Below are 13,285 nucleotides of genomic sequence, written 5' to 3' on the forward strand. Positions count from 1 at the left end.
CACCCAACCGCTGCGACTATGCTCCGCCTCGACCGCCGCCACATCGCCCCGTTTATCGACGACGCCACCCGCGACCGCGTGCAGCCCCGCGTCGAAGCCGCCCACCGCGCGGTGCTCGACGGCTCGGGCGCGGGCGGCGACATGCTCGGCTGGCGCCCGCTCGTCCTCGAGCCCGACACGGACCTGCTCGATGAGATCGTCGAGACGGCGGAGGAGATCCGCGAACGCGCCGACGTGCTCGTCTGCATCGGGATCGGCGGTTCGTACCTCGGCCCGCAGGCCATCATCGAGGCGCTCACGCCCGCGTTCTCCAACAGCGACGGGCCAGAGATCGTCTTCGCCGGGCACCACCTCTCGCCGGGCTACCACGAGGCGCTCCTCGACTACCTGAAGGGGAAGAGCGTCTACGCGAACGTGATCTCGAAGAGCGGGAGCACGCTCGAACCCGCCCTCGCCTTCCGCTTCATCCGCCGTTTCCTCGAAGACAATTTCGACGACGCGCAGCGCCGGATCATCGTCACGACGGGGCCGGACGGCGGGCTGCTCAACCCGCTGCGCGATGAGAAGGGCTACCGCAAGTTCATCATCCCCGACGGCGTGGGTGGGCGGTTCTCCGTCCTCACGCCCGTCGGCCTCCTCCCGATCGCAGCGGCGGGCCACAACATCCGCGGGCTGATGCGGGGCGCGGGCGATGCCACGGCCGAGCTCGAAGAGGTCGCCGGCAACCCCGCGCTCGACTACGCCGCCGACCGGTTCCTCCTCCACGAGCAAGGCTACAAGACCGAACTGCTCGCCGTGATGGAGCCCCGGCTGCGCGACTTCGGCTCGTGGTGGCAGCAGCTCTTCGGCGAGAGCGAGGGGAAGGAGGGCAAGGGGCTGTTCCCGTCCGTCGCGCAGTACACCTCCGACCTCCACTCGCTCGGGCAGTACGTGCAGCAGGGGCAGCGCTCGCTCGTCGAGAGCTTCCTCCTCGTCGACGCCGCCGGCGCCGGGCCGACGGTGCCGGAAGAGGACGGCAACCCGGATCAGTTGAACTACCTCGCCGGGAAGACGTTTGCTGAGATCGACCAGAGCGCGTACGAAGCCACGGCCGCGGCCCACGCGGAGGGCGGCGTCCCGAACTGGACGCTCACGCTCCCCCGGCTCAACGCCCGCGCCCTCGGCGAAGCCATCGCGTTCTACGAGCACGCCGTCGCCGTCGGTGGCTACCTCCTCGACGTGAACCCGTTCGACCAGCCCGGCGTGGAGAACTACAAGCAGAAGATGTTCAAGCTCCTCGGCCGCGACGGGTCGTAGACGGAGCCGAGCCGATTCTCAACAAGACGATCCGATGCCCTTCGACTGCCGCATGGAGCCAGACCGGCGACGCGGCATCTTGACGCTGCGCGGCCGAGTCGACGCGGTGGATTTCATCGCCGCCATGCGTGCCCTCTACGGGCATCCCGAGTGGCAGCCCGATTTCGACGCGCTCTGGGACGCCGGCGGTATCACGCAACTCGTCATCGAACCGGCCGACCTGGGGCCGATTTCGGAGGGGTATCGGAACGTGGAGACGCGGATGGGCTCGGGGCGTGCGGCCTTCGTCGCGTCGCGCGACGTCGTCCACGTCATCACCCAGCTTTTGCTCCACCGGCTGCGCAACCCGAACCGGGAACGCCGGACGTTTGTCCGCCTCGACGACGCGGTGGCGTGGTTGAACGAGCGTGAGGCCTGATTCGGGAGGGCGCCGGTTGGTGACCGACGAAAACTCCCGGCTGCCTCTGCCGTTGAAGCCGTCCTTCACTCTCTCACTCCCCGTCTGCTCGATGCCGCTCCGCCTGCTCTTCCTCGCTTTCGCCCTCACCGTTTCCGCCTGCGCGCCGACGGGCATCTCCGTGCCCGACACGTCCGAGGTCCCCGTGGGCCCCGTCGTCGTGGAGACCGACGACTACGAGAACGAGAACCTCCACGCCGTGCTGTGGACGCAGACGGCGCCCGAGTTCCGCGCGCTCACGCTGCAGACGTTCGCCGCCGCCCGCGCCGCGCTCCCGCGAGCGCTCGCCGATACGTCGTGGACCGCCGCGCCCGAGCAGCGGGCGATGGGCGGCTACGGCATGCTCCCGCCCGCCGTCGTCCTCGACGTGGACGAGACGGTGCTCGACAACGCGGCGTATCAGGCCCGGCTCGTGCAGACCGACGGCGTCTACTCCCGCGAGTCGTGGCAGGCGTGGGTGGACGAGGCGGCGGCCCCGCCCGTGCCCGGCGTCCTCGCCTTCACGCGCGCCGCCGACAGCCTCGGCATCGCTGTGGTCTACCTCACGAACCGCCGGGCGAGCGAGGAGGAGGCGACGCGGCGCAACCTGCTCGCCGAGGGCTTCCCCGTCCGCGACGACTTCGACGCCGTCATCACGCGGGGCGAGCGGCCCGAGTTCGAGCCCGGCGACAAAGGCCCGCGTCGCCGTGCCGTCGCCGAGCAGTTCCGCGTCCTCGCGCTCCTCGGTGACAACCTCGGCGACTTCCTCTCGGACGTGGACACGTCGGTGGAGGAGCGTGACCGGCTCGCCGCGCCCTACGCCGGGTGGTGGGGCGAGCGGTGGTTCATGCTGCCGAACCCGCAGTACGGCTCGTGGGAGAGCGCGCTCTTCGACAACGACTACAGCCTGACCCGGGAGGAGCGGTTGGAGCGGAAGGCGGCGCAGCTCCGCACCGGCCGGGAATAAGAGGCGGCGCGCAGGCTTTGCGAAACGCGCGTCGGACGGCGGCGTTTATGCGGTTCCTCTCTCCACCTGCCTATCTCCGATGCCCCGCTCCGCCACGCTGCTCGTCGTCCTGCTCGCGCTCTCGCTCACCGGCTGTCAGCGGGCCTATTTCAACGCGCTCGAACGGATCGGCATCGAGAAGCGCGACGTGCTCGTGGACCGCGTCGAGGAGGCGCGGGACAGCCAGAACGAGGCGAAGGAGCAGTTCCGCGACGCGCTCGACGAGTTCTCCGCCCTCGTGAACTTCGACGGCGGCGATCTCGAAGACATGTACAACAAGCTGAGCCGCGAGTACGAGCGGAGCGAGGACCGCGCCGACGAGGTCCGCGACCGGATGGACGCCGTGCACGCCGTCGCCACGGCGCTCTTCGACGAGTGGGAGAGCGAACTCGACGCCTACTCTGATCGGAGCCTCCGGCGCGAGAGCGAGCGGCAGCTCCGGGAGACGCGCGCCCGTTACGAGGAGATGCTCGCGGCGATGGAGCGGGCCGAGCGCAAGATGGCGCCCGTGCTCGAAGCCTTCCAGGACCAGGTGCTCTTCCTCAAGCACAACCTCAACGCCCGTGCCGTCGCCTCGCTCGAAGGGACCGTAGACGAACTCGAAACCGACGTGGACGTGCTCATCCGCGACATGGAAGCCTCGATCGCCGAGGCGAATGCGTTCATCGAGCAGATGCAGGCGGGCTGACGGAGCGCTGTGCGCGGGGCCTGCGGAGTTGGGCGGAGGAGCGGGAGCCGGTGCCGGACGCGCCGGCCGAGGTGGTGTAGCACCTACCGAACTCCCGCTCTCCTGTGGTCGCATGATACGGCCGCGCATGCGGACAACCGGCGTGTCCATCCATATAGTTTTGGATCACTTATGCGGTGGATCGAGCGAGGCCATGTGCCGGCGCAGGCTCTCATACCCGAGCCGTTGCTCGGCCTCGGCCCACGGCACCCATTCGACCTGCTCGATCCCCTCCCGCTCCTCCGGTGTGAAGTCGCGCTCGGGCGTCTCCATGAAGTACCAGTGCGTCGTTTTGACGAGGTAGCGCCCGCCTTCGGGGTAGCCGTGAACCGTCGTCCCGGCCGGCGCGACGATCCGCAGGTCGTCGATGCCGACCTCTTCGCGCACTTCGCGGACGGCGCACTCCTTTACCGTCTCGCCGGGGTCGAGCTTGCCTTTGGGGAGGTCCCACGCCCCGCGCCGGTAGATCAGCAGGAGCAGCGTCGCGTCGCCGTCGCGGCGGACGACGTAGCCGCCGGCCGCCGTCACGGGCGCGGGCGGGAGGTATGGATCGCGGTTCGGGATCGTCCCGTCGCCTTCGACCACGAGGACGCACTCGCCGTCAGCGCACGCCTTTTCGGCGTCGGCGAGGGTCGCGTGCAGGTGGAACCCGGTATCCTGCGGTGAGATCTTGTGCGCGTCGGCCGCGTCTATGGCCTCGGCCGCGACGCACGCGAACCGCAGCGCGGTCCCTTCCAGCGATGCTCGGTCGTTTCCCATGGGCTCGTCGTTCGTGAGAGGGGAGAGGGGAGCCGGAGTGTACCGCCTCCCCCTCTCCCTTACGGGCCCCGCCCCCATTTTATCCCCCCCCTCATGAGCAGCTACGAATACGACGTGATCGTCATCGGTGGCGGCGCGGCCGGGCTCACGGCCTCGGGCCTCGCCGCGTCCTTCGGCGCGAAGACGATGATGATCGAGCGCGCCCGCCTCGGCGGCGACTGCACGTGGACGGGCTGCGTGCCGAGCAAGACGCTCATCAAGGCCGCGAAGGTCGCCCACCACGCCCGCGCCGCCCACCGCTTCGGCCTCACCGACATGGCGCCGGAGATCCCGTTCGCACGCGTGATGGAATACGTCCGCACGGTCCGCGACGAGGTCTACCACGAGGCCGACCGGCCGGAGATCTACGAAGACCTCGGCATCGACGTGCACTTCGGCGCGGCCCGGCTCGCCGACCCGCACACGGTCGTGATTGAGGGCGACGCGACGGCGCGGGTGACGGCGCGGAAGATCGTCCTCGCCACCGGTGGCCGCGCTGCCGTCCCGCCGATCCCGGGGCTCGACAGGGTCCCGCATCTCACGAACGAATCGCTCTTCGAGATCGACGCGCAGCCCGGCGCGATCATCGTCGTCGGCGGTGGGCCGATTGGGATCGAGATGGCGCAGGCGTTCCAGCGGCTCGGGACCGACGTGACGGTTGTCGACATGGCCGACCGCATCCTCGGGCGCGACGATGCCGAGCACGCCGAAATCCTGAAGGGCGTGCTCGAAGGCGAAGGCGTGCAGTTCGTCCTCGGCGCGGGCGTCGAGCGTGTCGAGCAGGCCGACGGGCAGATCGCCGTCTACGTCAGCATCGGCGACGAACAGCGGACGCTCCGAGCCGATCAGCTCCTCCTCGCCACGGGCCGGCGGCCGAACATCGAAGACCTCGGGCTCGCCGAGGCGGGCGTCGTTTTCACCAAAAAAGGCATCCAGGTCGACGACACGTGCCAGACCTCGCAGGACCACATCTACGCCGTGGGCGACTGCACGGGGGAGTACCAGCTGACCCACATGAGCGAGCACATGGCGAAGGTGGCGATGTCGAACGCCGTCCTCCACGTGCCCTCGAAGATCGACCGCGCGCACGTCCCGTGGTGCACCTTCGCCGACCCCGAAGTCGGCCAGCTCGGGGCGACGGAGCAGGAGTTGATCGAGCGCGGCGAGGACTACGAGGTCTACCAGTTCCCGTACTCGAAGGTCGACCGCGCCATCACCGAGAGCGAGACGACGGGCAACATCAAGGTCTTCGCGACGACGTGGCGCGGCAAGATCCTCGGCGCGAGCGTGCTCGGCGACCGCGCGGGCGAGCTGATCTCGCTCTACGCCGTGGCGATGAAGAACGGCGTCACGCTCCGCCAGATCTCCGACACGATTCATCCGTACCCGACCTACGGCCTCGCCGCCCGCCGCGCCGCCGACCAGTGGTACGCGCGGAAGCAGTTCCCCGTCGTCATCAAGACCGTGCAGAAGCTCTTCGGCTACCGCGGCCCCGAGCCGAAAGAGATCGACCCCGACCGGATCGTGTGACCGAGCCCGCGTTTAGTCGGGCTCGGCGGTGCGGGCGGACTCGACCGCTTCCTCTGAGGGAACGTAGCCGAGGAGCAGTCCCCCTCCTGGACAGGAGGGGCCAGGGGTGGTCGAACGAGGGCTGATGCCATGCCTCGTCTACCCCCTCCCCCTACGGGGACTCCCCCTGTCCAGGGGGAGGGCTTCCTGAGGAGCACTTGGGCAGCTTCACAGACGTGCTCTACGTCAGTACGTTCGCCGTCCGCTCCCGCTCGGCGGCGTAGCTCAGAGCCGCGAGCACGTCTTGCCGTGTCAGGTACGGGAAGTCGGCCAGTACCTCTTCGACGCTCATCCCCGACGCGAGGTAGCTCAGCACGTCGTAGACCGTGATCCGTATCTCGCGAATGCAGGGCTTGCCGCCCCGCGTGCCGGGCTCGATGGTGATGAGGTCTTGGTAATCCATAGCGCTCGGTAGGCGATCTATCGGCGGGCGGGATGCGTCAATGTAACCGCCGGCCCTCTCGTCGGTTCGCGCCGACCGTCCCGAGGTGCGGCGGCACGACCGCTTCGAGGCGTCGGACGAGGGCCGGGTCCATGTAGGCGTAGTCGTCGGGGATGCCGAGGCAGATCACGCGCTGGCCGTTCAGGTGCTTCCGAAACACCGTCCTCAGTTTGCGCGCGTGCGCCTGTTCCATCACGAAGATGATGTCGGCCCATGCCACGAGTTCCGACGTGAGCCGCTCCTCCGCGTCGTTGGCGAGCCCGGCCGAGGCGACCACGATGCCGGGGTGGGCGGCGAAGACCGCTGCGGCCGTCGGGCTGCGGAGGCGGTTCCTGCTACAGACGAAGAGGATGTGCTTCATTCCATCATGCGTGCTGTAACACGGGGCTGCTCACCGGCGCAGGGCGAGGACCGCTGACAGTGGCTCAGAGTGCAGGATACGCCGCCGGACGGACAACGCGAACACGCTGGTACTCTTCATCAGCGTGCAGTCGCGATTTCGGCGACCTTGTGGCTGGCAACTCGTTAGCTATGAGATAGTTGAAGCACACATGGCGTACCGCTCCCAACCGCTCTATTTGCTGAAGCCCGCGTACAACACGCCGGAGATCGAGAACGCGATGAACGGCTTCATCGCTAGCTGGCTGGACCTGCATCAGCTATCGGACGCGCAGAGACTTTACCACTACACAGACTTGGCAGGTCTCAGGGGAATCCTAGCGAGCCGGAGTCTTTGGTTCAGTCACGCCACTTCGCTAAATGACCCTCTTGAGATCCAATATGGTCAGGATCTGATAGCCGATGCGCTGAACAGCGCGATGGCGGCTGAGAGCAACGACGAAGCGAGAACGTTCCTGCGACAGATCACCGTTCAGGTGCAGGCATTCGGGAGGGCTCTGTTCCATTCGTTCGTCGCCTGCTTCTGCGAGGATGATGACTTGCTGAGCCAGTGGCGCGGCTATGCCGACCGTGGAGGCGGCTACTGCATAGGGTTTGAATTCTCGGATGCAACCAGGACAACCTCTAGCCTCGACAGCCTTGATAAGGGACGGTCTCCGTTTCTGAGAAAGGTGATCTATGACGAGGATGGCCAGCGCAAGCTGGCTTCGGATTACATCCAACAAGTGACGGACGCAGCGAAGGCGGCGCTCGCAACAGGGATCTCAAAAGCCTATGGCAGCATGCCTGGATACGTCCCGTCGGTGATGGCGATGCAAGCGGCGAACGTGCTGCTCGACATGATGCTGGTTTTCAAGCACCGGGCCTTCCGGGAGGAGAAAGAGTGGCGGCTCATCCGGGTCACTATGGACAACCACGAGCCGGAAAGCATCCAGTTTCGTGAAGCATATGGAGGGCTCGCCCCATTTCGCCCGACTCACGTCTACGATCTCGGCGCGGAGGATGCCGCATCGTTCCCACTACGCGCTATCAGCTTCGGACCGTCGCTGGAACCACTTCGAACGCGAGCAGCACTAGAACTTCTTGTCCACCATACGGGCTCTGATGAGAGTCCAATCGGCTTGACCCCTCACCTTGTCCAGATCAAAGGACCTGGTTACAGCTTGCGGTAGGCACATGGGGAGATGTCTGCCGCATGGTTAGGCAGCCTAGGCGTGTTTAAGCGTACCCATTGGCGGCATAAGCAACGGCTTGCGCTTGCTACGCCGCCTCGTCGAGCACCTCGTCGAAGGTTACGCCGACGAGCTTGCTCACGCCCTCCTCCTGCATCGTCACGCCGTACATCCGGTCGGCCGCCTCCATCGTGAGCTTGTTGTGGGTCACGAGGATGAACTGCGTGCTCGCCGAGAAGGAGCGGATGAGGCCCATGAACCGCTCCACGTTCGAGTCGTCGAGCGGGGCGTCGACTTCGTCGAGGATGCAGAACGGGCTCGGTTTGACGAGGTAGATCGCGAAGAGGAGCGCGATCGCCGTGAGCGTCTTCTCGCCGCCGGAGAGCTGGGCGATCCCGCTCGGCTTCTTCCCCTTCGGCCGCGCGCGGATCTCGACGGGGCTTTCGAGCGGGTCGTCGCCGGCGAGCACGAGGTCGGCACTCGCGTTCTCGCCGAAGAGGTCGACGAAGAGGCGCTGGAACTCGCGGCGGACGGCCTGGAACGTCTCGTCGAAGCGGGCGGAGGCGGTGGCGTTGATCTCGCGGATCGTCGAGCGGAGCGAGGCCTCGGCCTGTTCGAGGTCGGCCTGCTGGGCGCGGAGGAAGTCGAGCCGCTCTTTCTCCTCCTCGTAGGATTCGAGGGCGAGCTCGTTGACGGCGCCGAGCCCGCGCAGCTTCTCGCGGAGGCCGGGGACCTCGCGCCGCGCGGCGTCGGCGTCGAAGTCGGGCGCGGGCGGGTCGACCTCGCCGAGGGCGACGCCGTACTCGTCCCACACGCGCTCGGCGACGGCCTCCATGCGGGTGCCGATCTCGCCGAGGCGGACGGCTCCGGCGGCCTGCCGCTGCTGCGCGTCCTCCCGCAATCGGCGGACGTCGCGGAGGAGCACGTCGGTGTCGGAGATCGCGGAGCGGGCGTCGGAGACGGCGGTCTCGGCCTGCTTCACGGCGGTGTCGAGGTCGGCGCGGGCGTCGCGGAGGCGCGTGGCGCGGGCCTCTTGCGTGGCCTTGAGCCCGGCGGCCTCCTCGCGCTGGACGCGGACGCGCTCGGCCTCGGTCTGGCGGGCCGTCTCGCGCTCGGCGAGCTCGCGGATCGTCCGCTCGGCGCGGTCGCGGTCACGGCGGAGGGCGTCGAGCTGGTTGCGGGCCTGGACGGTGGCGAGGTGCGCGTCGCTGAAGCGGGCGAGGGCGTCGCGCCCGGCGGCGTCGGCGGCGGCGAAGGCGGCCTCGGCATCGGTGCGGGCCTGCTGGGCGTCGGCGTGCGCGTGCTGGGCGTCGGCGAGGGCGGCTTCCTGCGCGTCCGTCGCCTCGGCAGCGTCGCGCTCGGCGCGGAGTTCGGCGCGCCGCGCGTCGAGCCCGGCCTGGCGCTGCGTCTGGGCGTCGACGTCGTACGCGATCTGGCTCGCTTCTCGGTCGGCGTCGGCGAGGGCGCGTTCGGCTTCGCGGAGCGCGGTCCGGCGGGTGTCGAGGGCGAGGGTGTCGCGCTCGGCGCGGAGTGCCCGGTCCTTCGTTTCGAGCGATGCCACTTCAGACGTCGCGGCGTCGACCTCAGCGCGGGCGGCGTCCAGCCGTTCCCGCTGTCCGAGCCGCTCGGCCCCGGCCGACTGCGCCGCGCCGCCCGCGTGGAGGACGCCGCGCGCGCTCGTCCACTCGCCCTCCGGCGTGACAAACCGGGCGAAGGGGTGCGGGCCGTGCAGCGCCTCGGCCTCGGCGAGCGACGCGGCGAGGAACGTGTCGCGGAGCAGGAGACGCGCGAGCGGCCGGTACGCTGCGTCAGTTCTGACCACGTCGGCGACGGCGACGGTGCCGTCGGGTGCGGAGTGCTCGGCGTCGGGCGCGTCGGGCAGCCGGTCGAGCACGACGAAGGTGGCGCGGCCCGCGTCGTCGGCGCGCAGCCGCTCGATGCCCGCGTGGGCCTCGGCTTCGGTCTCGACGACGAGGCACGACGCGAACGGCCCGAGCGCGGCGTCGACGGCGGGGCGGTGCTCGGGGTCGCACGCGAGGAGGTCGGCGACGGTGCGCGGCGCGGCGGCCCAATCGGGCTGCGTGAGGAGCGTCTGCACGGCGTCGGAGAACCCCTCGTAGCTGTCAAGCAGGCTCTGGAGCACGCCCGCCTCGGCCGCCGAGGCGTCGAGCCGCCGGTGCGCCTCGCGCAGGTCACGCCCGACGGCTTCGAGCTGGGCGTCGAGGTCGGCGCGTTGACTTTCGGCATCGCGCAATGCAGCTTCGGCAACGTCGCGGGCGGACTGGGCTTCGGCGCGCGCGGTCTCGGCGGCGTCGGTTCTGCCGGCGGCAGCGGCGAGCGTTTGGTCGATCTCGCGCCGTGCCGTCTCGATGCGGTCGATCTCGGCCTCCAAAAAGGCCTGACGGTTCCGCTGCGTGTCGAGCGCGGCGCGGGCGGTCGCGACGGCGTCGGCGGCGCGGCGGGCCTCGGCTTGCGCTGCGCTGGCGCGCTCGCGGGCGGTCCGGGTAGCGGCCTCGGCGCGGTCGCGCTCGGCGGCGCGCTCGGCCTGCGCCTGCTCGGCGTCGGCGCGGGCTGCGTCGGCGTCGGCGATCTGTGCTTCGAGGGTTTCGGCTTCGGCGCGGAGCGCGTCGGCGCGGGCGGTGTCGGCGTCGCGCTCGCGGTCGATCCGGTCGAGCGCGGCGGCGGCGGCGGCGCGGCGCTCGTCGGCGAGGCGGGCCTCGGCCTCGGCCGCGCGGAGCTGCTCGGCGTGGGCGTTGAGCGCGCGCTGGTGCTCGGCGAGGACGCACTCGCGGTCGAGCAGGGTGGCGCGGAGCGCTTCGCCCTCGGCCTCGCGGCGCTGGAGTTGGGTCGTCCGTTCCTCCACGGCGTCCCGAAGTGTCGCGGCTTCGGTTTCGAGCGTCCGGCGCTCGTCGGCGAGGCGGGCGTAGTCGGCGGCGGCGAGGGCGAGTTCGAGCTTGCGGAGGCGCTCGCTGAGGGTCTGGTGGCGCTGCGCTTTATTGGCCTGCCGCGAGAGGCTGCGGACGTTCTTCTCGATCTCGTCCGTGAGGTCGGCGAGGCGCGTGAGGTCGGCCTGCGTTGTGTCGAGGCGGCGGAGGGCCTGGCCACGGCGGAGCTTGTACTTCGTGATGCCGGCGGCCTCCTCGAAGAGGCGGCGGCGGTCGTCGGCGTTCTCCGAGAGGATGTCCTCGATCATCTTCAGCTCGATGACGGAGTACGCGCCCGCACCCATCCCCGTGTCCATGAACAGGTCGAGGATGTCCTTGAGGCGGCAGACGGTCCCGTTGAGGAGGTACTCCGACTCGCCCGAGCGGTAGAGCCGGCGGCTGATCGTGACGTCGGTGTACTCGGTCGGGAGGACGTTGCGGGTGTTCTCGATGGATAGGGACACCTCGGAGAGCCCCAGGGCGCGGCGCGTGGCGGTCCCGTTGAAGATCACGTTCTCCATCTTCTCCGAGCGCAGCAGCCGCGCCCGCTGCTCGCCGAGCACCCACCGCACGGCGTCGATGATGTTCGACTTCCCGCACCCGTTCGGGCCGACGATCGCGGTCACGCCGGGGTCGAAGTGGATGGACGTTTTGTCGGCGAAGCTCTTGAAGCCGTGGAGCTCGATGCTGCTGAGGTACATGCGGAGGCGGCGGGGCGGCGCGGTGGGAGTCGTTCGGAAGATAGCCTACACTGACCCCCGCTGCCGCCGCCCGCACCGTCGTGTGGACCGAACGCGAAACGCCCCGCCTCGCACGGAGCGAAGGCGGGGCGTCGGAGCCGCAGCGATGTGCGCCGCTTTATTTGGCCGGCATGCGGAAGGCCTCGATGTCGCCCGAGCCGTTGGCGTCGACGTACGTGTTCACGTCGGTGATCGTCGCGTTGCCGTTCACGGCGTTCATCTCGAAGACGCGCCACGTATCCCCCGGCGTCGCGGCCGGTGCGCGGTACTCGCGGACGAGGCCCTGGTCGTTGTAGACCTGGACGCGTGCTGGAATATCCTGGTCGTTGAGCGTCCCGGCGATGCCCTGTGAGCCGTTCACGCTCTGGTCCGAGAAGTTGTGCACCGAGTAGCGATACATCCCGTCGTTGCTGGGCGTGACCGTGATGGTTTCAGGCCCCTCTCCACTCGTGTCGTCGGTGTCGAGGTTGGCTACGGTGCCGAAGACTTCGTCGGCGTAATAGACGTGGAAGCGGCCGTCCTCGCCGTCAGGCCCGGTGAGGTGCGAGTCGAGGTCGCGGGGCTGCGTGCCCCACGAGAGGACGATGCGGAAGGCGCCGGCGGGCGGGGCGACCGTCGCCACCGTCTGCGGGAGCGTGTTCGCGCCGTCGGTGATCTCCACGTTCGTGAGGACTACGTCGAGGAAGCCGTTGGCGCGGATCGTGACGGTGTACGTGCCCGTCGCGATGCCGTCGATCGTGAACGTGCCGGTCGAGTCGGTCGTGGCTTCGGCGGAGGCGCTGCCACGGACGAACCGGACGAGGGCGCCCGCGATGGGATCGCCCTCTTGGGAGTCGACGATGACGCCGGTGATGGTGGCGTCGCCGTCGATGTCGTCGTCTTCAGCGGAGTCGCACCCGATGCCGGCAATCAACAGGAGGGCGAGGAGGGAGAGGGAGAGCAGACGTTGCATGGTAGTAGCTAGGGAAAGGAGAAATTCCGTGGGTGGTGCGCTAGGGAGGTGGGCGGCGCTGAGGGGCCCCGCGGCCTCCCCATGCATCACGATGTTAGACGATGGGGGAGGTCAATAGTTCGTGTGAGGAGGAGCGAATAGCTTCCAATTTTGCCTGCACCTACCCGCTCGGCCCGCTAGCATCGTGAGGGGGGGCGCGGTATGTTTGCAGCCCCGGCCACCCCCTCCCTCCTGCGCGATGCCCTCTACTTCCGGCGACGTGACCCGCCTCCTCGACGCGATGCGCAGTGACGCCGACGGTGAAGCGTTCGGCGAGCTGTTCGGGCTCGTGTACGACGAGCTCCACCGGCAAGCGCACCGCCAGCGCGCGGGCTGGCACAACGCCCGCACCCTCAACACGACGGCCCTCGTCCACGAGGCCTACGCCAAGCTCGTCGACGGGGCCGACGTGCCGTTCGAGAGCCGGTCGCACCTCCTCGCCGTGGCGGCGAAGGCGATGCGGCAGATCCTCCTCGACTACGTCAAGGCGCAGCGCGCCCAGAAGCGCGGCGGCGACCGCGACCGCGTCACGCTCGAAGACGGGCTCGCGATCGCCGAGGACGAGACCGTCCGTCTCCTCGCCCTCGACCAGGCCCTCGACACCCTCCACGCGATGAGCCCCGAGGCCGCGCGCATCGTGGAGTGCCGGTTCTTCGGCGGGATGAGCGTCGAGGAGACGGCCGAGGCCCTCGGCATCTCGGACTCGACGGTGAAGCGGCGCTGGCGGACGGCCCGCGCGTGGCTCCACCGCGAGCTGAAGGACGCCCCGCTGACGGACGAGTGAG

Annotated in this window: 12 protein-coding genes; 7 read left to right on the top strand and 5 right to left on the bottom strand. The window is 69.1% G+C overall.

Annotated features, from left to right (window positions below; genetic code table 11):
- Positions 1–18 precede the first annotated feature (18 nt).
- From ABJF88_10780 to ABJF88_10795, 4 genes are all read left to right on the top strand, one after another.
- Positions 19–1,296, top strand: coding sequence for a glucose-6-phosphate isomerase (locus tag ABJF88_10780; GenBank protein ID MEP0547406.1), 1,278 nt, complete (start codon positions 19–21; stop codon positions 1,294–1,296).
- Positions 1,297–1,330: 34 nt separating this feature from the next.
- Positions 1,331–1,714: a hypothetical protein gene (locus tag ABJF88_10785; protein ID MEP0547407.1), complete on the top strand. Its 384-nt coding sequence runs from the start codon at positions 1,331–1,333 to the stop codon at positions 1,712–1,714.
- Between the two features lie 91 nt (positions 1,715–1,805).
- Complete coding sequence (locus tag ABJF88_10790; protein MEP0547408.1) at positions 1,806–2,699, top strand: HAD family acid phosphatase; 894 nt, start codon at positions 1,806–1,808, stop codon at positions 2,697–2,699.
- A 79-nt stretch (positions 2,700–2,778) separates the two neighbouring features.
- The gene (locus ABJF88_10795) at positions 2,779–3,426 is read left to right on the top strand and encodes a DUF2959 domain-containing protein (protein ID MEP0547409.1); all 648 of its coding nucleotides are present in this window, start codon (positions 2,779–2,781) and stop codon (positions 3,424–3,426) included.
- A gap of 165 nt (positions 3,427–3,591) precedes the next feature.
- Here ABJF88_10795 and ABJF88_10800 read toward each other — a convergent pair whose 3' ends face one another.
- Positions 3,592–4,224 carry an NUDIX hydrolase gene (locus ABJF88_10800; protein MEP0547410.1) on the bottom strand — a complete coding sequence of 211 codons (633 nt, stop codon included), beginning with the start codon at positions 4,222–4,224 and terminating at the stop codon, positions 3,592–3,594.
- Between the two features lie 93 nt (positions 4,225–4,317).
- On the opposite strand from ABJF88_10800, the gene ABJF88_10805 reads away from it, so the two are divergent.
- On the top strand, positions 4,318–5,793 hold the full coding sequence (locus ABJF88_10805; protein ID MEP0547411.1) for an FAD-dependent oxidoreductase: 1,476 nt from the start codon (positions 4,318–4,320) through the stop codon (positions 5,791–5,793).
- A gap of 220 nt (positions 5,794–6,013) precedes the next feature.
- Here the strand turns inward: ABJF88_10805 and ABJF88_10810 are convergent, their stop codons facing one another.
- Positions 6,014–6,235, bottom strand: a complete 222-nt coding sequence (locus tag ABJF88_10810; protein MEP0547412.1) for a DUF433 domain-containing protein — start codon at positions 6,233–6,235, stop codon at positions 6,014–6,016.
- Positions 6,236–6,272: 37 nt separating this feature from the next.
- Positions 6,273–6,635 carry a phosphotyrosine protein phosphatase gene (locus ABJF88_10815; protein MEP0547413.1) on the bottom strand — a complete coding sequence of 121 codons (363 nt, stop codon included), beginning with the start codon at positions 6,633–6,635 and terminating at the stop codon, positions 6,273–6,275.
- Positions 6,636–6,825: 190 nt separating this feature from the next.
- Between ABJF88_10815 and ABJF88_10820 the strand changes: the two genes are divergently transcribed.
- Entirely contained in the window at positions 6,826–7,845 is a 1,020-nt protein-coding gene (locus tag ABJF88_10820) for a DUF2971 domain-containing protein (protein MEP0547414.1), read from the top strand.
- Positions 7,846–7,933: 88 nt separating this feature from the next.
- On the opposite strand, the gene smc is transcribed toward ABJF88_10820, so the two are convergent.
- Positions 7,934–11,470 (bottom strand): chromosome segregation protein SMC, encoded by a 3,537-nt coding sequence (smc, locus tag ABJF88_10825; GenBank protein MEP0547415.1) that lies wholly within the window; start codon positions 11,468–11,470, stop codon positions 7,934–7,936.
- Positions 11,471–11,627: 157 nt separating this feature from the next.
- The gene (locus ABJF88_10830) at positions 11,628–12,461 is read right to left on the bottom strand and encodes a carboxypeptidase regulatory-like domain-containing protein (GenBank protein MEP0547416.1); all 834 of its coding nucleotides are present in this window, start codon (positions 12,459–12,461) and stop codon (positions 11,628–11,630) included.
- 238 nt (positions 12,462–12,699) lie between these two features.
- Between ABJF88_10830 and ABJF88_10835 the strand changes: the two genes are divergently transcribed.
- Complete coding sequence (locus tag ABJF88_10835) at positions 12,700–13,284, top strand: sigma-70 family RNA polymerase sigma factor (GenBank protein MEP0547417.1); 585 nt, start codon at positions 12,700–12,702, stop codon at positions 13,282–13,284.
- The last annotated feature ends 1 nt before the right edge of the window (position 13,285 follow it).

Source organism: Rhodothermales bacterium (assembly GCA_039944855.1).
GTDB lineage: Bacteria > Bacteroidota > Rhodothermia > Rhodothermales > JANQRZ01 > JBBSMX01.

What these genes read in the sequence shown, in the direction of transcription:
- ABJF88_10835 (MEP0547417.1), top strand. Translation starts at nt 12,700, where the DNA reads ATGCCCTCTACTTCCGGCGACGTGACCCGCCTCCTCGACGCGATGCGC.
- ABJF88_10785 (MEP0547407.1), top strand. Translation starts at nt 1,331, where the DNA reads ATGCCCTTCGACTGCCGCATGGAGCCAGACCGGCGACGCGGCATCTTG.
- ABJF88_10830 (MEP0547416.1), bottom strand. Translation starts at nt 12,461, where the DNA reads ATGCAACGTCTGCTCTCCCTCTCCCTCCTCGCCCTCCTGTTGATTGCC.
- ABJF88_10810 (MEP0547412.1), bottom strand. Translation starts at nt 6,235, where the DNA reads ATGGATTACCAAGACCTCATCACCATCGAGCCCGGCACGCGGGGCGGC.
- ABJF88_10780 (MEP0547406.1), top strand. Translation starts at nt 19, where the DNA reads ATGCTCCGCCTCGACCGCCGCCACATCGCCCCGTTTATCGACGACGCC.
- ABJF88_10800 (MEP0547410.1), bottom strand. Translation starts at nt 4,224, where the DNA reads ATGGGAAACGACCGAGCATCGCTGGAAGGGACCGCGCTGCGGTTCGCG.
- ABJF88_10790 (MEP0547408.1), top strand. Translation starts at nt 1,806, where the DNA reads ATGCCGCTCCGCCTGCTCTTCCTCGCTTTCGCCCTCACCGTTTCCGCC.
- ABJF88_10815 (MEP0547413.1), bottom strand. Translation starts at nt 6,635, where the DNA reads ATGAAGCACATCCTCTTCGTCTGTAGCAGGAACCGCCTCCGCAGCCCG.
- ABJF88_10805 (MEP0547411.1), top strand. Translation starts at nt 4,318, where the DNA reads ATGAGCAGCTACGAATACGACGTGATCGTCATCGGTGGCGGCGCGGCC.
- ABJF88_10820 (MEP0547414.1), top strand. Translation starts at nt 6,826, where the DNA reads ATGGCGTACCGCTCCCAACCGCTCTATTTGCTGAAGCCCGCGTACAAC.
- smc (MEP0547415.1), bottom strand. Translation starts at nt 11,470, where the DNA reads ATGTACCTCAGCAGCATCGAGCTCCACGGCTTCAAGAGCTTCGCCGAC.
- ABJF88_10795 (MEP0547409.1), top strand. Translation starts at nt 2,779, where the DNA reads ATGCCCCGCTCCGCCACGCTGCTCGTCGTCCTGCTCGCGCTCTCGCTC.